This window comes from Endozoicomonas sp. ALB115, from assembly GCF_049310245.1.
Lineage (GTDB): Bacteria > Pseudomonadota > Gammaproteobacteria > Pseudomonadales > Endozoicomonadaceae > Endozoicomonas.
Map to the genome: position 1 here is coordinate 20737 of NZ_JBLYZG010000023.1, position 19681 is coordinate 40417.

Annotated in this window: 17 protein-coding genes; 14 read left to right on the top strand and 3 right to left on the bottom strand. The window is 51.7% G+C overall.

Annotated elements, in window-relative coordinates; all coding sequences use genetic code 11:
* Positions 1–63: 63 nt before the first annotated feature.
* Positions 64–786, bottom strand: a complete 723-nt coding sequence (locus ACO6VE_RS12125) for an SDR family oxidoreductase (RefSeq protein WP_422446921.1) — start codon at positions 784–786, stop codon at positions 64–66.
* A 429-nt stretch (positions 787–1215) separates the two neighbouring features.
* On the opposite strand from ACO6VE_RS12125, the gene rsxA reads away from it, so the two are divergent.
* The 7 genes from rsxA to ACO6VE_RS12160 all read left to right on the top strand — a co-directional run bounded on the left by rsxA (position 1216) and on the right by ACO6VE_RS12160 (position 9046).
* Positions 1216–1800, top strand: a complete 585-nt coding sequence (gene rsxA / locus ACO6VE_RS12130) for an electron transport complex subunit RsxA (RefSeq protein ID WP_020581588.1) — start codon at positions 1216–1218, stop codon at positions 1798–1800.
* A gap of 71 nt (positions 1801–1871) precedes the next feature.
* Positions 1872–2462 (top strand): electron transport complex subunit RsxB, encoded by a 591-nt coding sequence (gene rsxB, locus ACO6VE_RS12135; RefSeq protein ID WP_422461500.1) that lies wholly within the window; start codon positions 1872–1874, stop codon positions 2460–2462.
* Positions 2459–4807 carry an electron transport complex subunit RsxC gene (rsxC, locus tag ACO6VE_RS12140; protein ID WP_422461502.1) on the top strand — a complete coding sequence of 783 codons (2349 nt, stop codon included), beginning with the start codon at positions 2459–2461 and terminating at the stop codon, positions 4805–4807. The genes rsxB and rsxC overlap by 4 nt, the downstream gene beginning before the upstream one ends.
* An 88-nt stretch (positions 4808–4895) precedes the next feature.
* Positions 4896–5972, top strand: coding sequence for an electron transport complex subunit RsxD (gene rsxD / locus ACO6VE_RS12145; protein ID WP_422446926.1), 1077 nt, complete (start codon positions 4896–4898; stop codon positions 5970–5972).
* Between the two features lie 3 nt (positions 5973–5975).
* Positions 5976–6686, top strand: a complete 711-nt coding sequence (gene rsxG / locus ACO6VE_RS12150; RefSeq protein WP_422461503.1) for an electron transport complex subunit RsxG — start codon at positions 5976–5978, stop codon at positions 6684–6686.
* Positions 6676–7416 (top strand): electron transport complex subunit E, encoded by a 741-nt coding sequence (locus tag ACO6VE_RS12155; protein WP_422446930.1) that lies wholly within the window; start codon positions 6676–6678, stop codon positions 7414–7416. The genes rsxG and ACO6VE_RS12155 overlap by 11 nt, the downstream gene beginning before the upstream one ends.
* A 280-nt stretch (positions 7417–7696) precedes the next feature.
* A complete protein-coding gene (locus tag ACO6VE_RS12160) occupies positions 7697–9046 on the top strand; it encodes a hypothetical protein (RefSeq protein ID WP_422446932.1) in 1350 nt (449 codons plus the stop codon).
* Between the two features lie 214 nt (positions 9047–9260).
* On the opposite strand, the gene ACO6VE_RS12165 is transcribed toward ACO6VE_RS12160, so the two are convergent.
* Entirely contained in the window at positions 9261–9989 is a 729-nt protein-coding gene (locus ACO6VE_RS12165; RefSeq protein ID WP_422461505.1) for a hypothetical protein, read from the bottom strand.
* Positions 9990–10325: 336 nt separating this feature from the next.
* Here ACO6VE_RS12165 and ACO6VE_RS12170 point away from each other — a divergent pair, with 336 nt between their 5' ends.
* The 6 genes from ACO6VE_RS12170 to plsB all read left to right on the top strand — a co-directional run bounded on the left by ACO6VE_RS12170 (position 10326) and on the right by plsB (position 17317).
* Entirely contained in the window at positions 10326–11138 is an 813-nt protein-coding gene (locus tag ACO6VE_RS12170; RefSeq protein WP_422446936.1) for a DUF3943 domain-containing protein, read from the top strand.
* 89 nt (positions 11139–11227) lie between these two features.
* Positions 11228–11860: an endonuclease III gene (gene nth, locus ACO6VE_RS12175; RefSeq protein ID WP_422446938.1), complete on the top strand. Its 633-nt coding sequence runs from the start codon at positions 11228–11230 to the stop codon at positions 11858–11860.
* Positions 11861–11893: 33 nt separating this feature from the next.
* Entirely contained in the window at positions 11894–12952 is a 1059-nt protein-coding gene (locus ACO6VE_RS12180; protein WP_422461507.1) for a beta-N-acetylglucosaminidase domain-containing protein, read from the top strand.
* A 49-nt stretch (positions 12953–13001) separates the two neighbouring features.
* On the top strand, positions 13002–14156 hold the full coding sequence (dapE, locus tag ACO6VE_RS12185) for a succinyl-diaminopimelate desuccinylase (protein WP_422446942.1): 1155 nt from the start codon (positions 13002–13004) through the stop codon (positions 14154–14156).
* 10 nt (positions 14157–14166) lie between these two features.
* Positions 14167–14583 carry a hypothetical protein gene (locus ACO6VE_RS12190; RefSeq protein ID WP_422461509.1) on the top strand — a complete coding sequence of 139 codons (417 nt, stop codon included), beginning with the start codon at positions 14167–14169 and terminating at the stop codon, positions 14581–14583.
* Between the two features lie 235 nt (positions 14584–14818).
* Positions 14819–17317: a glycerol-3-phosphate 1-O-acyltransferase PlsB gene (gene plsB, locus ACO6VE_RS12195; RefSeq protein ID WP_422446946.1), complete on the top strand. Its 2499-nt coding sequence runs from the start codon at positions 14819–14821 to the stop codon at positions 17315–17317.
* 62 nt (positions 17318–17379) lie between these two features.
* Here plsB and ACO6VE_RS12200 read toward each other — a convergent pair whose 3' ends face one another.
* Positions 17380–18159, bottom strand: coding sequence for a class I SAM-dependent methyltransferase (locus tag ACO6VE_RS12200; RefSeq protein ID WP_422461536.1), 780 nt, complete (start codon positions 18157–18159; stop codon positions 17380–17382).
* Positions 18160–18486: 327 nt separating this feature from the next.
* On the opposite strand from ACO6VE_RS12200, the gene ACO6VE_RS12205 reads away from it, so the two are divergent.
* Positions 18487–19605 (top strand): polyamine ABC transporter substrate-binding protein, encoded by a 1119-nt coding sequence (locus ACO6VE_RS12205; RefSeq protein ID WP_422461511.1) that lies wholly within the window; start codon positions 18487–18489, stop codon positions 19603–19605.
* Positions 19606–19681: the final 76 nt, after the last annotated feature.

Consider the following 19681-nt stretch of genomic DNA (forward strand, 5'->3'; position numbering starts at 1 on the left):
TGCAACATGTTCGCGACAACCCCGGGGTCGTCGGAATCAGGTGCCTGTCAGAGCGGAAATTCTCTACGCCGTTTGTCGGGTAGCCGTCACTACCAGTTCACGGATACAGACATTTTGCGGCTGCTGATACACAAAGGTAATACAACGGGCAATATCCTCTGCCGTAATAACGCCGCCCATGCCGTGCTTCCACTGCTCATAGCCCTCCTTGATGTCACTGGATGTGGTATGGCTCAGCAGCTCAGTTTCTACCGCTCCCGGTGCGATGGTTACCACCCGTACACTGTCGTCAGCCAGCTCTTCTCTCAGGGTTTCAGACAAACCATGCACGGCAAACTTGGTGCCACAATAGGCCATATGATTTGGAAAACTTTTGATACCAGCCACTGAGCTGATATTGAAGATGGTTCCCCCTTTTCTGGCTTTCATCTGATGGGCAACAGCATGGATGCCATTCAAAACACCTTTGATATTCACATCAACCATGTTGTCCCACTCGGCAGGATCCTGTTCATCGACACGCCCCAGCTGCATTAGCCCGGCATTGTTGATAAGACAGTCTGTAGGTCCATAGCGGGACTCGGCCTCTTCGATAACCAGTTTCAGGGCATCACGATCCGTCACATCCACTCGTCGGCAAAGTGCGTCAGTCAGATCCAGGGCCTCCAGGCGCTCGACCCTTCTGGCCAGTAATAACAATGGATGTCCAAGCTGACTCATGGCCCTGGCAACGGCTTCACCAATACCAGAGCTGGCTCCGGTAATAACAACCAATGGTTTATTCATGGCAGGACTCCTGCTGGAGTATATGAAGGGATTTCAGTCCACCGGCGTGTGGTGAACCCGGGTGCGGATGCATTTACATGCAGATAATTATGATAGCTGATCTGAAAAGGCTTATTGATGAGAAAACAGCATTCGTTGACTGTTATTCGGTTTTCTTCAGCCCCATTAGAGGCATCACTACATGCATCCTCCCTGTTGTGGCGTTATAATCCCCGCCTCCTGAGCCAGGAGGCTGTTCAATTAAGACTCAATGAGTCTTCCGAAAAAAGCACACAAACCGGTTACCGGATTATCGTTATTCGATTTGCGTCTTTAAAGATGATTTATCAGCTTATTTCGGAAATATATACTTGACGCCCTCCATCAGGCATTCAACAGCATTTTTGATCGACCGGCTCTAAGAGCCGGGCATTGCGGCAGGAAACCCCAATGAGCGAACTGATACTGATTCTGGTCAGCGCCATACTGGTTAACAACTTTGTACTGGTCCAATTCCTTGGGTTGTGTCCTTTTATGGGCGTGTCCAACAAGCTGGAATCGGCCATGGGTATGTCGATGGCCACCACCTTTGTGCTGACACTGGCCTCTATCTGCAGCTATCTAACGTATAAGTACATCCTATTGCCACTGAATCTGGAGTTTCTGAAAACCATCTCATTCATTCTGGTGATTGCCGTGGTGGTGCAATTCACCGAGATGGTGGTGCGCAAAACCAGCCCGCTGCTGCATAAGGTGCTGGGCGTTTTCCTGCCACTGATCACCACAAACTGTGCGGTACTCGGGGTTGCCCTGCTGAACACCAACCGAATGGACAGCTCCCTGGTAGATTCAGCCACCTACGGCTTTGGTGCGGCGGCCGGTTTTTCCCTGGTACTGGTGCTGTTTTCCGCCATGCGTGAGCGCATCGCCGCAGCGGATGTACCAACGCCATTCAGAGGGGCAGCCATTGGTATGATCAGCGCCGGTCTGATGTCGTTGGCCTTTATGGGTTTTACCGGACTGATCAAACTGTGAGTGCAGGATTTCAAACCATGATGAGAAATGCCAGACGTGATAAAAAGCTGAAGGAGCGGTTGCGTTAGTCCATGGACATTGTTCTTTACGCCATTGGAGCCCTGCTGGCTCTTGCCCTGATTTTCGGGGCGATTCTCGGTTTTGCTGCTATCCGCTTTAAGGTGGAAGGTAACCCGATTGTTGACCAGATTAATGAAATTCTGCCCCAGACCCAGTGTGGCCAGTGCGGTTATCCGGGGTGTCGCCCCTATGCGGAAGCCATTGCCAATGGCGATGCCATCAATAAGTGCCCGCCCGGTGGTCAGGCAACCATCAACACACTGGCGGACCTGCTGGATGTGGAGCCTGAGCCGCTGGATGCGGAACATGGGCAGGAGTCGGTCACCAAAGTTGCCTTTATCCGGGAAGCGGAGTGCATCGGTTGTACCAAGTGCATTCAGGCCTGCCCGGTGGATGCCATCCTGGGTGCCGCCAAACAGATGCATACGGTGATTTCCGATGAGTGTACCGGCTGCGATCTCTGTGTTGAGACCTGCCCTGTTGACTGTATTGAAATGCGTCCTGTGGATATCACGGTCAGGACCTGGAGCTGGGCGCTGCCCCAGCCGAATCATGGCAAGGCTGGCTTGATTGCCACTGACCTCAGGGGGCAGACCGTATGAACGCAATTGTAAAAAGTCCACACCAGGACATACAGAGCCCTGTGGCCGGGAGCCAGGTGATAGCAAGTTCTGAACGCAAAATCTGGCCACTGACCGGTGGGGTTCACCCGGAAGAAAACAAGCATCAGTCCACCAGCCGCCCTGTCAGTGCTGCGCCTCTGCCTGAAACACTGGTGCTGCCATTGTCGCAACACGCCGGTTTGCCTGCTGATCCGCTGATCCGCGTGGGAGACAAAGTACTCAAAGGCCAGATGATTGCCAAAGCGTCCGGCTTTGTCAGTGCTGCGTTGCATGCGCCCACTTCGGGCACTGTTACCGCCATTGAGAACCGTCCGATTCCCCATGCCTCCGGCTTTTATGATCTGTGCATCATTCTCGAAACCGATGGTCAGGAGCAATGGTGTCAACTGGCACCCGTAGTGGATTATCGTCAACTGTCGTCTGCTGAACTGGTAGAAAAAGTGCGTGATGCCGGCATCAGCGGTATGGGGGGCGCTGGCTTCCCTACAGCCATCAAACTGGCACCCGGCACAGCAATCAATACCCTGATTATCAATGGTACGGAGTGTGAGCCCTATATTACCGCCGACGATATGCTGATGCGGGAAAAGGCCGATGCGGTGATTCAGGGCGCAGAAATCCTCCAATACATGCTCGGTGCCCGGGAGTGCCTGATCGGTATTGAAGACAACAAGCCGGAAGCCATCGCCGCGATGCGCAGGGCGGCGACCGGCAAAAATATAGACATTGTCGTTTTCCCCACCATCTACCCTTCCGGTGGTGAAAAACAGCTGATCCAGATTCTTACCGGTCAGGAGGTGCCTTCCGGAAAACTGCCTGCGGATCTGGGCATGGTGGTTCAGAACGTGGGAACAGCCGTTGCCGTCAAAGATGCCATTGTGGACGGCAAACCGCTGATCTCTCGTATCACCACCCTCACCGGTGATGCCCTGGCAGCGCCACAAAATGTCGACGTATTGATCGGTACACTGGCTCAGGACCTGCTGCAATATGCGGCGCTCAAAACGTCCGAATTATCAACGCTGGTGTTTGGCGGCCCCATGATGGGCTTCACTGTTGATCGCATGGATATCCCGGTGATCAAAACCTCAAACTGCCTGATTGCCGCGACGGAGGATGAATTTCCGGCAGCACCGGATGCCCAGGCCTGTATCCGTTGCGGGCACTGTGCCGAAGCGTGTCCGTCGTCATTGCTGCCCCAGCAGCTTTACTGGCACGCCAGGGCTGAGAACCATGAGCAGCTTATGCACCACAATCTCTTTGACTGTATCGAGTGCGGTGCCTGCGCCTTTGTCTGCCCGTCGTCTATTCCGCTGGTTCAGTATTACCGGGCATCCAAAGGCGCTATTCGTACCCAGGAAGCCAAACACACCAAGTCGGAGCGCTCGAAACAGCGCTATGAAGATCGCCTGGCCAGACTGGAGCAGGAAAAAGCCGAGAAAGAGGCCAAACGAAAAGCCAATGCCGAACGGGCAGCAAAACTGAAGGCGGCCAAAACAGCGGAACAAACCGGAAGTGACGCCAAAGCCGAAGAAGACCCGATCCAGGCCGCTATCGCCCGGGCCAAGGCACGAAAAGCAGCGGCGGCTACCGGGAACTCCGAGCCCACGTCAGCCAGGCAAGCGCCTGACAGACCGCTCTCTGCCAAACAGAAAGAGCTGAAAGTTCAGCTGTCCATGGCCAAAGCTCAGGCCAAAAAGACAGAGAGAGCGCTGGCTACCGCAGAAGCTTCTGCTGAGCTTAAAGGCGACAGGGGAGATATTGAACAACTGAAGTCTAATCTGGCGATGCTGAATGAGCAGGTGAGTAAACTTCAGCAGGCGTTTGATGAAAACAGTCAGGATTCTGCCAGCAAAGACAGTCCAGAGAAGCCCGCTAAAGCAGCCAAACCGGCACTCTCAGACAATGAGAAGAAACGCAAGGTTGAACTGGCCATGGCCAAAGCGGCCTTGAAAAAAGCAGAGCGCGCACTGGCAGCCGCGGTTGAGAGCAACAACGAGAACACCGAGTCGTTCAAGCAGGCCGTCGAAGCGTGCCAGGCCAACATCAAGCGCCTCGAAGCTGAAGCTTCAGAGCCTCCGACAGAAACGGCAATAACCCCTTCTGCGGATGCCAAACCAACAGCAACAAAGGCCAAAGCGCCGTTAACTGATGAAGCAAAAAAGCTGAAAATCGAGTCGGCCATGGCCAACGCTGCGGTGAAAAAACTTCAGCGAGCGATCGCCAGTGCCGGTGAAGATGAGCAGGATACGCTGAAACACCAGCTGGTGGCAGCGGAACAAAAGGCGGCTGAGCTGAAACAGGCTCTGGAGAGTCTCTCGTGACTTACAGCTACAGCCACCTTGTTCCCACGCTCTGCGTGGGAGGAAGCCCGGGAAGCATGATAAAGACACAACAGAGCGGAATCGTTGAATGGCCTTGATTAATAGCAGATCGTCCATCAGCCAGCGGGGAAGAGAGACCTCACCCCATGCGCTGGGACAAAACAGCACTCAGCGGGTCATGAGTCTGGTGATCATGGCTACCATCCCCGGTCTGATGGCACAAACGGTCTTTTTTGGCTGGGGCACACTGATCAATGTTATCTGGTGTTCCCTGGTTGCGATGGGCTGCGAAGCGGCCGTGGTATCAATGCGCCAACGGTCCGTGAGCTTCTACCTGAGTGATTGCAGCGCCCTGTTGACCGGTGTACTGCTGGGGCTGGCATTGCCGCCCTTTGCCCCCTGGTGGCTATCACTGGTCGCTGTGTCCTTCGGTATGGTCATTGGCAAACATCTCTATGGTGGCCTGGGTCAGAACCCCTTTAACCCGGCCATGCTGGGCTATGTTGTGGTACTGATTTCGTTTCCCCAGGAAATGACCACCTGGCTGCCACCACTGGGGCTGGAAGGTCATAACAACAGCCTGACCGATGCCCTGTTCACTATTTTCCCCCTGGGCCAGAGTGTTGATGCCATCAGTATGGCCACCCCACTGGATGTGTTGCGCGAAAACAAAAGCCAGACCATCAATGAACTTTGGGAAGCCAACCCGGTATTTGATGGCATGGCTGGTCGTGGCTGGATGTGGGTTAACCTGGCTTATCTGGCCAGCGGCGTCTTTCTGATCTGGCGCAAAGTATTTACCTGGCACGGCCCTGTGGGGATGCTCGCCGCCATTGCCATTATGGCGACCCTGTTCTGGAGTGGTAACGGGTCAGACAGTCATGGTTCCCCGCTGTTTCACCTGTTCAGTGGTGCCACCATGCTGGGTGCTTTTTTTATCATTACGGATCCGGTCAGTGGTGCAACCAGCAACCGTGGACGTCTGATTTTTGGTGCGGGTGTTGGCGTTATGGTCTACGTCATCCGTGCCTGGGGTGGATACCCGGATGGTGTCGCCTTTGCCACGCTGCTGATGAATATGGCGGCCCCCACCATCGACTATTACACTCAGCCACGCACTTATGGCCACCACAAGGCCAATAAAGGCCTGCCAAAGAAGGACTGAATCATGAGTGACGGCCAGATTCCTTTAAAAGACACCACCGGCAGCAAGGCTCCCGGCGGGAACGGTCTGCTGCAAAGCATTTTTCGCAATAGCCTGGGCCTTGGCCTGTTTGCCGTATTTACCGTAGGCCTGATTTCCGTGACCTGGATCATGACTCAGGAACAAATAGAGACACAGGTTCGAGCCTATGAAGCCAAAGCATTGATGGAGATTTTACCGGCCGACACTCACGACAATGTGCTGGTAGATTCGAAAATTATTCTGGAACCATCCCCCCTGCTTTCCAGCCAGGATCAACGTGACGCCTATATTGCCCTGAGTGATGGGGCGGTCTCTGCCGTTATTCTGCCGGTCACCGCACCTGACGGGTATAGCGGGCGAATTGAGCTTTTGGTGGGCATCAACCGCAATGGTACGCTGTCAGGCGTCAGGGCCATCACCCACAAAGAGACACCCGGGCTTGGCGACAAGATCAACAGCAATGTCACCGATTGGATTCTCGGGTTTGCCGGCAAATCCCTGGGCAACCCCTTTAGCGAAGGCTGGGGAGTGAAAAAAGACGGTGGTGAGTTTGACCAGTTTACCGGTGCCACAATAACGCCAAGAGCGGTTGTTGCCGCGGTGTACCGCGCACTGCAATACTTTGAGGCAAACCGCAAGCGATTGCTGGACCCACTCGCCGGTGTCCGCGAGGAGATTCAATATGACAAATGACACTGTGGCGAACAAGAGCACTGCTGGCAGCCAGGCCGCAAAGATTGCCCTGGACGGTCTCTGGAAAAACAATCCGGCACTGGTCCAGCTGTTGGGCCTGTGCCCTCTGCTGGGGGTTTCCAGCAGTGTCGTCAATGCGCTTGGTCTGGGCATAGCCACCATGCTGGTGGTGATGGGCTCCAACGTTGCCGTCTCCCTGATACGACACCAGGTAACCGATGCCATTCGCCTGCCCGTATTTGTGATGATTATTGCTTCTTTCACCACCTGTATCGAACTGCTGATGCAGGCTTATACCTACGAACTCTATCGGATACTGGGTATTTTTATTCCGTTGATTGTCACCAACTGCATCATCCTGGGCCGGGCCGATGCCTTTGCCTCCCGAAACCCGGTGCTGCCTGCCGCTTTTGATGGCTTGATGATGGGTACGGGCTTTGCTGTGATTCTGGTATTGCTGGGGGCACTGCGGGAGCTGATTGGCCAGGGCACGCTGTTCTCCGGCATGGACCTGCTGCTGGGCTCCATTGCCGCTGACTGGACCATTACGGTGATTGCCAACTATAAACAGTTCCTGTTTGCCATTCTTCCCCCGGGTGCCTTTGTCTTTATGGGCTTTTTGATTGCCATTAAAAATATTATTGATCGTCGCCTGGAAGAAAGAAGGAAAAGCCTGCAACCAGTAACTGCAAAAGTAAGCAAACGGGTCAGGGTTACCGGTAATGTTTGAATATTCTTAAGTAGCTGGCCATATGAAATCATATATTTCTGGCTACTTGGGCAGGTGCTATGCGAGGCACAACGGAGGGAGCATAGCCGTAGCTATGTGACCGGAGTTGTAACGAAGCAGAGTGCCTGAACAAGGAGTCAGAAATATATGATTTCATATGGTTAGCTACTTAACGCCGACACAGGAACTTATTCTCTGATTTCCTGTCTATTGAATCAGAATTGGTAAACCTTTTTTGATTTGCCAGACAGGCCCCCATTAAACCAGAGGAAATTCTGTAATGTTATCTGTTCAATCGACTCCCCCGCCCTTGCAATCAACACCAACAGGCAATGAAAAAGCGGTTAAAGACGTGGAGGTGAGCAGATCAACTCAGCCTGTTGAACTGACACAACTCCAGAAATGCATCCTGGACAACCAGCGCTTTATCCTCGATACAGTAAATCTGGTTAAAGTTATGAACAAAGTCTTTGGAAAAAAGGAACCAGACGCCTCGCTACGAATGCCAGACAATTTCGATGCACTGCCGGAGCCAAAAAAGTACGAAAGTCTGATTAAGCTTGTCAGGCAACTTGACGTCTATTTCCACCAAAGCCCTATTCTCAGGGAAGAGCAGGGAAAAATAGTGGAGCGCTGGAATGCCATAGAGCAAACTGAAGTCATTGAAAACCTGAGTGACGCTGCCAAAAATGAGCTACGGTCAGCACTTAAGCCCTTAAGGACTGCTGACTCAGAGCCCCTTGAGTTTACTGATCAATCAGTTCTTCTTTTTCCGGGAGCGGCTATCCCTAGAATGCACCTTCGTCCTAATTTCGCTATTGCACAAAACAGTGACAATAAACTGCCCGGACTGCTGCTCTGTAACGGTTCTTCAAGGACTTTGGGCGACGTCGACGAGCTTCAGGATGTTGCTAGCAATGATCGTCTGTATAAGCGCATGGGTGAGCTGGTTAAAGAGTTTAAAACTACCCTGGGATCCACTGCCACAGAAACTCACGCCCAAATGGCTCTTATGGACATGCTCCGTATGGCTGACCAGAAAAGCGATCAGAAAAGTGAGGAGATAAGCGAGGAGATAAGTGAGGAGAAAAGCGACCAGAAAAGTCAGCAGACATGCTTTCTGAACAAACAAACCATCTATGTAACTTATACCGGAAAAGTTCAATTCTTTCAGCAATCTCTCCAGGAAGATGGCAAATACACGCTCAACCTCAATGAGAAAAATATCATCACTGGCAGAGCAAACACCGAAGGAACGATAGTGTCTGCCTTAAATGCCCTGGAACTACTGCCTGGAGCCACTCCCGGAGACATCGTTCTGGTCAGCAACCAGCCCCATATACGTGCCCAGCAAATTGCCACAGAACGCGTGGTTGCCAATAGAGGGTACAACAATGACTACTCTCCAATAACCATCCGTGCCTGTGGTGACGAGTGTTCGCTGACAAGCTCTAAAGATTTGTTCCTTGCCATCGACTCAACCAGAAAGGCAATCCAGTTGTTAAATCCGGAATATCATGTGACAACTAATTGGGTTAAAGCCCCGGAATGGAAGCTGTTTGAATCCAGGAAAGCCGGTGAATGGCAGCTCTATAAGCCTGAGCTACCGCCACTGGAACTGTTGGTTTAGGCTTTCTTCGCAGGGTGGCTTGCTGATGTTATGCCAACCTGCGAACGTCCCTAGGAGCCTGTCGGACTTAAGCGTCCGTAGCGAGGATTGAGAGAAATTGAGGATAAAAATTTCTGCTTCTGAGGAGAATAGCGGGGCTATTTGACGAAAAAGCAGGAATTTTTAGACCAATTTATCGCAACCACAGTAGGACAGTCTTAAGTCCGACAGGCTCCTAAAAATCCACATCAAGATGATAGCTGTCAATCAATTTCTGAATTTGATTATCCAGTTTTTTCTGATGATTTATAAAGGCACCCTGCCTATTCTGATGCTCTGTTAACAGGCCATCACTATCAGCATAAAAGGCTTCTGCCCTGGTTAATCCGTTATACAGAGGATGATATTCACGACTTGCCCGTTCAGCAGAAAAATAGAACGCATAGGTTTGCGATACCAGAATCGAGCCTCTATCCATAACCCGGGCGGTGATAACAACTTCTGTATCGGTATCTGAAATCGGGTTTATGGTTCTTGGTCGAATCATTGTCAGGGGTTCCATTTTTAAATGAGCAAGCTGATCTGAATAGACAGAACCAAATTCCTTTATCTCCCACAACTGGTCGATATCCCCTCCCTCAGAGTACACGGTCCCCCTGCCATTCGACCGGGTTCGAACATCAACATCAAGCTCAATCATGTTGAAGGCATTGGTTGGCGCCCTCACGTTTGCACCGGATTTTTTCAATGAAACTGACAGCTGTTTTTCCAGATATCGGGCAACACCTGAAGCGGCATGTTTTTTATCAACATAAACGGAATCTGATCCAAGACGTCCTCTGGCGATGAGGCTTTCGGCAAGCTGGTTGGCAATAACATTCCAATATTGAGTAAATGGAACAGGCTCATATTCCGGTGAGGATACTGCCAGCAACCTGGTTGAAGGAAATAGTCCACCGATCATTAATAAACCTGTAACCACTGACAGGTATAACTGCTTATTAAACACGATACATCCCTATACTGCTTTTTTATTTCAATGTAGCATGTGCAACCTTATTCGTGTTCAGGTTGCCTGAACCACTGCTCTGAACAAAGTCAGAAATCCGGCATGACAAAATAAGAGCCTGATTTATCAGCCCGATAAAACTGGAAATAATGATAAACCTCAATCGATTATTGACAGAATTCGCTATAGAATCCCCCTCTTTTGTCCAGAACAGGGGTAATGACCTGAATGGATAACCCGTTTTTGGGTGGTTTCTGCGCCACCCCCCAGCCATCTCATGAATAAAAGACGATGCTTAACCAGATATTGCCAGTTTTTTTATCTGGCCTGATCATGCTTTCCGGCTTTGTCCAGGCCAACGCCACAGCTCCTGCTGTCCCATCAGTGGCGGAGCCAGACGCTGAGTTCACCCTATCTGAAGAGCGCTCCCCATGGGCAATAACCCTGTTCGATGACAATCCTCAGGAGAATCAGGCACGTCTCTGGTCCCAGACAAAACTCATGTTCGGTCTGGGCGTTGGTGTGATTGGAGCCCTGGCCGTTATGCCGGAGTCCTTTACCAACTGGGATAAGTCTGACATGAAACAGTTCCACAAAAAGTGGTGGGATAATGTCAGTTCAGGCCCGGTGATGGATGAAGATGACTTTTTCCTTAACTACGTAACACACCCTTACTTCGGTGGTGTTTACTACATCGTTGCACGGGAGTCTGGTTACAACCAGTGGAACTCCTTTGTCTACTCCTTCCTGATGTCCACCTTCTACTGGGAGTACGGTATCGAAGCCATCGCTGAAGTGCCTTCCATTCAGGATATTATCGTAACGCCCATTGGTGGCTGGCTATACGGCGAATGGGCTTACCAGAAGAAGCGCTCGATTGTCGACAATGATGGCCTGGTATGGGGCTCTGCCGGCCTGGGCTCCACGGCACTGTTTTTCCTGGATCCGGTCGACAGTATTGACCAGTGGATCAATGGTGACCGTGAACAGCCCGTTATGGAAGACTTTGATATCCGTCTGACATTTGCTCCAACCTTTTATCAGGTAGAGAATCAGGATGAAAACCGGAACTATTTCGGTCTGGTTATGACATTCCGGATCTAACCCTTTCATGATCAGAAACAGGGCATTCCAGCCCTGTTTTGCATTAAAATAAGCACAAACTGATTTTTATACTTTTTACTGGTCAAAGGATGAACAAGGAAAAGCGCACACAGATTTTTACCCGGTTTCGGGACGCTAACCCCAACCCAACGACCGAGCTAAACTACAGTACACCTTTTGAACTGCTTGTCGCGGTGATACTGTCTGCCCAGGCCACCGATGTAGGGGTCAACAAAGCCACCGATAAACTTTACCCGGTTGCCAATACCCCTGAGGCAATACTTGCCCTGGGTGTTGATGGCCTGAAGGAGTACATCAAAACCATCGGGTTATTCAATGCCAAGGCAGAAAACGTTATCAAAACCTGTCAGATGCTGATGGATAAACACAATAGCGTGGTACCCGATAACCGGAAAGATCTTGAAGCACTTCCCGGCGTTGGAAGAAAAACGGCTAACGTCGTTTTAAATACCGCCTTTCATCAGCCCACCATGGCGGTGGACACCCATATTTTCCGGGTATCCAACCGAACAGGCATTGCCCCCGGCAAGGATGTTCTGGAAGTGGAAAAACGGCTGGTCAGGCTGGTTCCCAAAGAGTTTCTGATGGATGCCCACCACTGGCTGATCCTCCATGGCCGTTATGTGTGTAAAGCAAGAAAGCCACAATGTGGTAGCTGCATTATTGAAGACCTTTGTGAATTCAAGCAGAAAACGTCTTAGTCTGACTCACTTTAAACAGGGAAATATCCGCTCATGGCATTCCACTATGGCGTAATAGAAGGGCTGTATGATCAGGAAAACCAGTGGTCCTGGGAGTCCAGGAATGCCTATGCCAGCTTTTGTGCAAAGAAAGGTTTCAATTTCTATATCTACGCACCAAAGAATGATCCTTATCTGCGCGAACAATGGGATCAGCCCTGGCCAGAACAGGATTTCCACCACCTGAACACACTGGGTTTGTCGCTTAAACAGAACAATGTGCGTTTTGGTATCGGACTAACGCCGTTTAATGTACTGGAACTGAACCAAAAAAGTCGCCAACAGCTGCAACAGAAAATCGCCAGCATCAATCAACTGAATCCACAGATTCTCTGTATTCTCTTTGATGATTTCAGTAACGACATTGATGACCTGGCAAAAACCCAGGCTGACATTGCCGAATTTATCGCCGCAGAAAGCACCGCGACCCAATTTATTGTCGCAGGCACCTACTACTCAAAAGACCCGTTATTGCAGAGAGTCTATGGCACCATGCCCAAAGGCTACTGGTCTGACCTGGGCCAATACCTGGACCCGCAGTTTGATATTTTCTGGACAGGCGACCACGTTATCTCCCTTGGCTATGACCAGTCAGGCTTGCAGGAAATGACGGACCACTTCCAACGCAAACCCTTCCTCTGGGACAACTACCCGGTCAATGACACCGAATGGCTGAAGCACCGGCTCAGACTCTATACCTTCACCGGCCGCCCATGGCAAATCAGCGACTGGTGCCGTGGCCATGCCGTCAACCCGATGATCCAGCCCTGGCTATCCATGATACCGCTGGCCACTCTGGCTGACCTTTACCAGCAGCAAGACCGGTTTGATGGCCATGCCAGCTTCAGGAAGGCAGTGGTTGATCTTTGCGGCCAATCGCTGGCATCGGCCATCGAAGACAACCTGCTCTATTTTACCGAAGAAGGCACGTTGAACTTTTCCGATTTCACCCGCAAACGCCTGGAAAACACCTTTTCGGCGTTTCAGTCCGACACAGAGCAGCCTTACGTCCGGGAAATTCTCACATGGTTGCAGTCCGGTGAAAAATGCTAGACTGCATTGCAATTGCTGCCAACTATCCGATTTCTTTCCAGAACAATAAATGACCGATTCCCTGACTATGACCTCCAAAACCCTGCAACTGGCCATGGACCTGATCAGCCGCGCTTCCGTCACTCCTGAAGATGCGGGCTGCCAGGAACTGATGATCAGCCGACTTGAGCCACTGGGCTTCAAGGTTGAGCGACTCCGCTTCGGTGAGGTCGATAATATCTGGCTGCGCAGAGGCGACCAGAGCCCGGTGCTCGCCTTTGCCGGACATACCGATGTGGTGCCCACCGGCCCGAAAGGGAAGTGGGACAACCCTCCGTTTCAGCCAGACATCATCGACGGCATGCTGCACGGCCGTGGAGCCGCCGACATGAAAGGCAGCCTTGCCGCCATGGTCACCGCCTGCGAAGACTTTCTGGCAGAACACGCTGACCATAAAGGGTCCATTGCCTTTCTGATTACCAGCGATGAAGAAGGCCCCGCCAAAAACGGTACGGTAAAAGTGGTTGAGCACCTTGAGGCTCGAAACGAGAAAATCGACTGGTGCCTGATTGGCGAGCCATCCAGCACCAACCAGGTGGGAGATGTGGTGAAAAATGGCCGCCGTGGCTCACTCCATGGCCACCTTACGGTCAAAGGTATTCAAGGACATGTCGCCTATCCTCACCTGGCCAGAAACCCGGTACATCAAGTAGCCCCGGCCATTGCCGATCTGACCGGCGAAGTCTGGGATGAAGGCAATGAATTCTTTCCGCCCACCAGCCTCCAGATCTGGCAAATTCAGGCCGGTACCGGTGCCAGCAATATCATTCCCGGCGAGTGCCAGGTGAATTTCAACTTCCGGTTTTCTTCAGAGGTCACGGCTGAGCAGCTTCAGGAAAGAGTCACCGCGATTCTGGACCATCATCAGCTGGAGTACGATATTGACTGGTACCTGAGCGGTCAGCCGTTTTTAACCCACCCTGGGGCCCTGGTCAATGCCGTTCAGCAAGCGATACGGGACGTTACCGGCATGGAGGTGGAGCTATCAACCTCCGGCGGTACCTCCGATGGTCGTTTCATCGCGCCTACTGGTGCCCAGGTGGTAGAGCTTGGCCCGGTTAATGCCACCATCCATAAAGTGAATGAGTGCGTTAACGCGGAAGATCTTGATACCCTGCAGGAAATCTATACGGGTATACTTAAGCATTTGCTAGCTGAAAAGTGACGTTTTTCCAATGAGCAGTCTTGATCCATCAAAAGCTGACGCAACCGAAGTTGACGATATTGAAGTGTATGCCAGCGATCTCTCCCTGGAGGCTATTACCGACTGGCTGAACGATACCTTTGATACCGTTGTGACAGTGAACAGCGGCAAAGTGGTGCATGATATGGAAGTCACCCGCCTGGACAACACCATTCCGGTGATGATTGTTGAAAACGCTGTTGGCAAAGCCTGGACCAGCATCTGGTTTAAAACCACAGGCACCCCCTGGCAGGATGACACCCAGTGCGCAAGAAACCTTCAGGCCTACGGTCAATGCCGGGTTCGCTGTAACTCCGGCCCCTGGCAGGAAGGTGCTGATATGGATGAATGGTGGCAACTGGATGAACACGGCCAGGAAAAGCTGATCAAATGGCCTAACGCCTCATAACCGCGAAGCAGCCTAGGAGCCATACTGTCAAACGGAGCGTGGTTTCTTCCTGATATCGAAGCTCGTAACTTTTGCGCAACACCACGTAATCAGGCTAGAATGCCCGATTAACTCATCAGCGACTTGAGAGCTACCATTGAATCTCAAGCCATGAGGCCTGTACCGGTTTACCGGTACCAGTCTTCTGACGTTTCTTATCTCCTTTACTGACGGATGCAGGCCAAGAGCCAGTTCCATGCTGAAGCCCATTACCCTGAATCGCTATGTTTTTCATAGCCTGAGAAAACTCCTCTCCACGTGGGTGCGTACCACGGTTGAAAACAACAACCCTGAAGCTTTGCACCTGCAGACCGGAAAACCGGTGGTCTATGTTATGCACCAGCGCTCCCTGACGGACCTGATGGTGCTGGAAGGTGAGTGCATAAAAGCAGGTCTGCCCCGCCCTTACAACCCCATTGTCGCTGACCAGCCACAGAGCAAAGCGCATTTTTTTCTTAGCCAGCACGAAGGCCTGATTCTCCAGAGAGAACGGCCAGAGCCCCCGGAACTGCTGGAAGCGCTGGTCAGGCAGGTTGAAGCAAAGCATCAGGATGTCCAGCTCGTTCCCGTTACCATTATCTGGGGACGCTCACCGGAAAAAGAACAGTCCGCCTTTAAACTGCTGTTTGACTGGAACTTCAGCCTTGGCGGACGTTTCCGGAAGTTTCTGGCAACCCTGCTGCACGGCCGACAGACCATGGTGTCTTTCAGCCCTGCCTTATCACTGCAGGAAATCATGGGTGACAGTAACAACCATGCCCGCAGTGTGCGCAAGGTCAACCGGATTCTCCGGGTGCATTTCCGCCAGAAAAAAGCATCGGTTCTGGGGCCGGATCTCTCCCACCGTCGTATGCTGGTCAACAGCCTGATTCATACGCCCAGGATTCAGAAAGCCATTGCAGCTGAAGCTGCGGCTCAGGAAATCACTCTGGTAGAAGCCGAAGCAAAAGCCCGGAAGTATGCCAATGAAATCGCTTCTGACTTCTCCATGCCCGTGATCCGCTTCCTGGATATTATCCTGACCTGGTTCTGGAACAAGCTATACAGCGGCGTAAAAATCAATCATGTCGAGCCCCTGAAGGCGCTGGCACATAGCCATACGATTGTTTATGTGCCCTGCCATCGAAGCCATATCGATTACCTGCTACTGTCGTACGTTCTGTACTATGAAGGTCTGCCACCGCCCCATATTGCTGCGGGCATTAACCTGAATATGCCGTTGGTTGGCACCATTCTGCGCAAGGGCGGTGCCTTTTTCATGCGCAGAACGTTCCGTGGCAACCCGCTTTACAGCATGGTCTTCCATGAATACATGTACACACTGACCAGTAAAGGCTTTGCTACCGAGTATTTCATTGAAGGCGGCCGCTCAAGAACCGGCCGCACCCTGACACCAAAAACCGGCATGCTCTCCATTACCGTCCGCAGTTTCCTGCGTGACCATCGCAAGCCGCTGGCGTTTGTTCCGGTCTATATCGGTTATGAAAAACTGTTGGAAATGGCCAGCTACCTGGGCGAACTCCGGGGTAAAGCCAAGAAAAGTGAGTCACCTCTGGATATAGTTCGCACACTGGCGGCCCTGAGAAATGAGTTTGGCAAGGCGTGGATCACTTTTGGGGAACCACTGGACCTGGGCTCCTTCCTGAATTCACAGGTACCCAACTGGAAAGAAAGCTCAGGTGCCAATGACAAACCGGCATGGCTGGAAAAAACCACCTCAAACCTGGGCGATACGCTGGCTGGCAGAATCAATGCGGCAGCGGTCATCAATCCGGTCAACCTGGTCGCCATTGCCCTGCTTTCCTCACCCAGGCATGCACTGGGTGAAGAGGAGCTGATTCGCCAGCTGGATGGCTATACACGTCTACTGTCCATGGTTCCCTACAGTGACCGGACAGCAATGACCGATCTGGATGCCCGCAGCATGATTCACTATGTGGAAAACCTGCAGCTGATCCAGAGAAAGACCGATGCGCTGGGCGATATCATCAGCATGGATGAGAAAACAGCCATTGCCATGACCTATTATCGCAACAATGTGCTGCATATTTTTGCCATCCCGTCCCTGATCAGCTGTTTCTTTGTGAACTGTGCCAGCATCACCAGAAAAGAGATTCTGCGCATCAGTGCGGTTCTCTACCCTTACCTGCAGGCAGAACTGTTCCTGCAATGGACGCAACACGAAGCGCTGGCCGTGGTGCAAAAATGGCTGGATTGTCTGGTTGCAGAAGGACTGATTACCCATGGTCAGGATGATGATGGCGAAGCGTGTTATTTCCAGCCGGACCCTGCCACCGCCGAATACATCATGTTGAATGTTTTCTCACGCTCCATTGTCCAGACACTGGAACGCTTCTATATGGTGATCAGCCTGCTCCTGCGCAATGGCAGTGGCAATATTGAAGCAGAAGCCCTGGAACATCAGAGTGGGGTGCTGGCACAGCGCCTGTCGATCATTCATGGTCTTAATGCGCCGGAGTTTTTTGATAAATCACTGTTCCGTGGCTTTATTGCCCAGATGCGCTATCACGGTGTATTGGAGATCACGCAAACCAATAAACTGGTGTTTGGCGATGATATTCAGAAAGTGGCTGATCAGGCGCACACCCTGTTAACCACTGAAATACGACACAGTATCAACCAGACCAGTCGATACGGAGTCAGTAACGGTCCGGGGGAAAAATCCACACCCTGAACAGCGGGTAAAACGCACGATAACCGTGGTCACACCATGACCACGGTTATCATTAGATCTGATTACCCGGAAAATGCCTTCAGGGCATAGATATCATAGCGGCAGGCTTTCCCTTCCAGCCGGTAGGTGGGAGCCTGGCCATTAAGATCCGGTGCCAGCCTTGGCCTTTTCACAACAACGCGATACCGTGCAAGATCCAGTGCCGGTTGCAGCAACTGATCCGCATCCGGATCATCCCCCAGCAGATCCTGAAACAGCCGCATCTCTTTTTTGACCAAGGCCGACTTTTCCCGATGAGGAAACATCGGATCCAGATAAACAACATCGTACTTATTGTCCGATGCCTGCATCAGCTCAATGGCATTACCGGGCAAAAGCGACATCTGTTGTGCAATGGGCGCAACATCACTATCGCCGAGTGCCCGGCGCAAACCATCTGCCAAAAGGGCTGCCACCACCGGTGACCGTTCAATCAGGGTGACATTGCACCCCAGGCTGCCCAGCACAAACGCATCCCGACCCAATCCACCGGTTGCATCGAGCACCGATGGTTTGACGCCTTTATTCAGACCCACGGCCTTGGCGATATCCTGCCCTTTGCCACCACCAAACTTGCGTCGATGCCCTGCCTTGCCACCGACAAAATCAACGACAATCGGCTTCTCTTTCGATCCCGCACGCTGAACCGCCAGCGCTCCGGATGCATCAAAAGCCACCAGAGCGCCTTCATCAACGTCTTGAAGACGGTGACTAAAGCCGGTATTCAGCTGTGCGGCAAGGCCTTCAAGCAAAGCCTGAATGGCAGGGTGATCAGAAGCAAGAAGAAATAGCGGGGTAGACATCTGTGCAAAAGAAATAAGCCATGGGGTGGCAGAATCTAACACCTCCAGAGCAGCCGTTGCAATCTATGCACATCAGCGATATGTTCCGGGAGCCTGTGCAGGTTCACTCAGTCATAGGTTTTTACCGCTATTTCATACAGCAACGATGGATTTCCCATAACCTTGTTGCTATCTTCCGCAGCTTCATTTTCATCAACCTGATGACTGGGGGTGTAGCGACTCCGTTGAGTCACTACTGATTATTGAAAAAATGCCATCGAAGAGTAACTGGCTCCAACTGACCGGAGTACCAGGAAGCTCACCCATGGCTTGCTGTAAGGATTCACCATGATCAGACATCTGGGGAAATCTGTATCCACTCTTGTAATCGCTGCTTCTCTCACCATAGCGCCTGCATTTGCCACAACGGCCAATGAAGGACAGAGAACGCTTAATATCTACAACTGGTCGGATTATATCGCCGAAGACACCATAGCCAACTTTGAAAAAGAGACTGGTATCAAGGTTCATTACGATGTCTTTGACAGCAATGAAGTCCTGGAAGCCAAATTGCTTTCAGGAAAAACCGGCTATGACATCGTCGCACCATCAGCAGACTTTCTGCTTCACCAGATCAAAGCCGGGGTATACCAGCCGCTGGATAAAGAAAAGCTGCCCAACTGGAAGCACCTGGACGCTGAGTTGATGATCTTGATGGAAACCTACGACCCGGATAACCGGTACTCGTTTCCCTATCTGTGGGGCACCACGGGCATCGGTTATAACCCGGAGCGGGTGAAAGCGCAGTTGGGGAAAGATGCTCCCATCAACAGCTGGAGCCTGATCTTTGATGAAAAGTATATCAGCAAGCTCAGTCAGTGTGGTGTTGCGTTCCTGAATGCACCAACCGATGTGATTCCAGCGGCACTGAGTTATCTGGGACTTGACCCGAACTCGACCAACAGAGCGGATTACGCCAAAGCCGAAGCACTGCTGATGAAAGTTCGTCCCTACGTCACTTACTTTCACTCTTCCCGCTCAATTTCCGACCTGGCCAATGGTGATATCTGTGTCGCCATGGGCTGGTCCGGGGATATTCTGCAGGCAGCAGACCGTGCTGATGAAGCGGACAATGGTGTAACCGTAAAGTATATGATCCCTGATGAAGGTGCTGGCCTGTGGTTTGACACCGTAGCCATTCCACAGGATGCCAGAAACCCTGAAGAGGCCCATATCTTTCTGAACTACCTGCTGCGTCCGGATGTGATCGCCAACATCACTGACTATGTGGCTTATGCCAACCCGAATAAATCCGCCACAACATTAGTGGACGACGATATTCGTGAGAACCCTGGCATCTATCCAACCGCTGAGGCAAAAAAACGGTTATTTGTCTTTAAGGTTCTGCCTTCCAGAATTAACCGTCAGGTCAACCGCCTGTTTACCAAACTGACATCCGGTCAATAAAAGCGGCAAGGGCAAGAAAGAGTGTACTCTTCCTTGCCCTTGACATATCACAGCATCGATATGATGGATCGGAACA

What these genes read in the sequence shown, in the direction of transcription:
- ACO6VE_RS12125 (WP_422446921.1), bottom strand. Translation starts at nt 786, where the DNA reads ATGAATAAACCATTGGTTGTTATTACCGGAGCCAGCTCTGGTATTGGT.
- rsxA (WP_020581588.1), top strand. Translation starts at nt 1,216, where the DNA reads ATGAGCGAACTGATACTGATTCTGGTCAGCGCCATACTGGTTAACAAC.
- rsxB (WP_422461500.1), top strand. Translation starts at nt 1,872, where the DNA reads ATGGACATTGTTCTTTACGCCATTGGAGCCCTGCTGGCTCTTGCCCTG.
- rsxC (WP_422461502.1), top strand. Translation starts at nt 2,459, where the DNA reads ATGAACGCAATTGTAAAAAGTCCACACCAGGACATACAGAGCCCTGTG.
- rsxD (WP_422446926.1), top strand. Translation starts at nt 4,896, where the DNA reads ATGGCCTTGATTAATAGCAGATCGTCCATCAGCCAGCGGGGAAGAGAG.
- rsxG (WP_422461503.1), top strand. Translation starts at nt 5,976, where the DNA reads ATGAGTGACGGCCAGATTCCTTTAAAAGACACCACCGGCAGCAAGGCT.
- ACO6VE_RS12155 (WP_422446930.1), top strand. Translation starts at nt 6,676, where the DNA reads ATGACAAATGACACTGTGGCGAACAAGAGCACTGCTGGCAGCCAGGCC.
- ACO6VE_RS12160 (WP_422446932.1), top strand. Translation starts at nt 7,697, where the DNA reads ATGTTATCTGTTCAATCGACTCCCCCGCCCTTGCAATCAACACCAACA.
- ACO6VE_RS12165 (WP_422461505.1), bottom strand. Translation starts at nt 9,989, where the DNA reads ATGATCGGTGGACTATTTCCTTCAACCAGGTTGCTGGCAGTATCCTCA.
- ACO6VE_RS12170 (WP_422446936.1), top strand. Translation starts at nt 10,326, where the DNA reads ATGCTTAACCAGATATTGCCAGTTTTTTTATCTGGCCTGATCATGCTT.
- nth (WP_422446938.1), top strand. Translation starts at nt 11,228, where the DNA reads ATGAACAAGGAAAAGCGCACACAGATTTTTACCCGGTTTCGGGACGCT.
- ACO6VE_RS12180 (WP_422461507.1), top strand. Translation starts at nt 11,894, where the DNA reads ATGGCATTCCACTATGGCGTAATAGAAGGGCTGTATGATCAGGAAAAC.
- dapE (WP_422446942.1), top strand. Translation starts at nt 13,002, where the DNA reads ATGACCGATTCCCTGACTATGACCTCCAAAACCCTGCAACTGGCCATG.
- ACO6VE_RS12190 (WP_422461509.1), top strand. Translation starts at nt 14,167, where the DNA reads ATGAGCAGTCTTGATCCATCAAAAGCTGACGCAACCGAAGTTGACGAT.
- plsB (WP_422446946.1), top strand. Translation starts at nt 14,819, where the DNA reads ATGCTGAAGCCCATTACCCTGAATCGCTATGTTTTTCATAGCCTGAGA.
- ACO6VE_RS12200 (WP_422461536.1), bottom strand. Translation starts at nt 18,159, where the DNA reads ATGTCTACCCCGCTATTTCTTCTTGCTTCTGATCACCCTGCCATTCAG.
- ACO6VE_RS12205 (WP_422461511.1), top strand. Translation starts at nt 18,487, where the DNA reads ATGATCAGACATCTGGGGAAATCTGTATCCACTCTTGTAATCGCTGCT.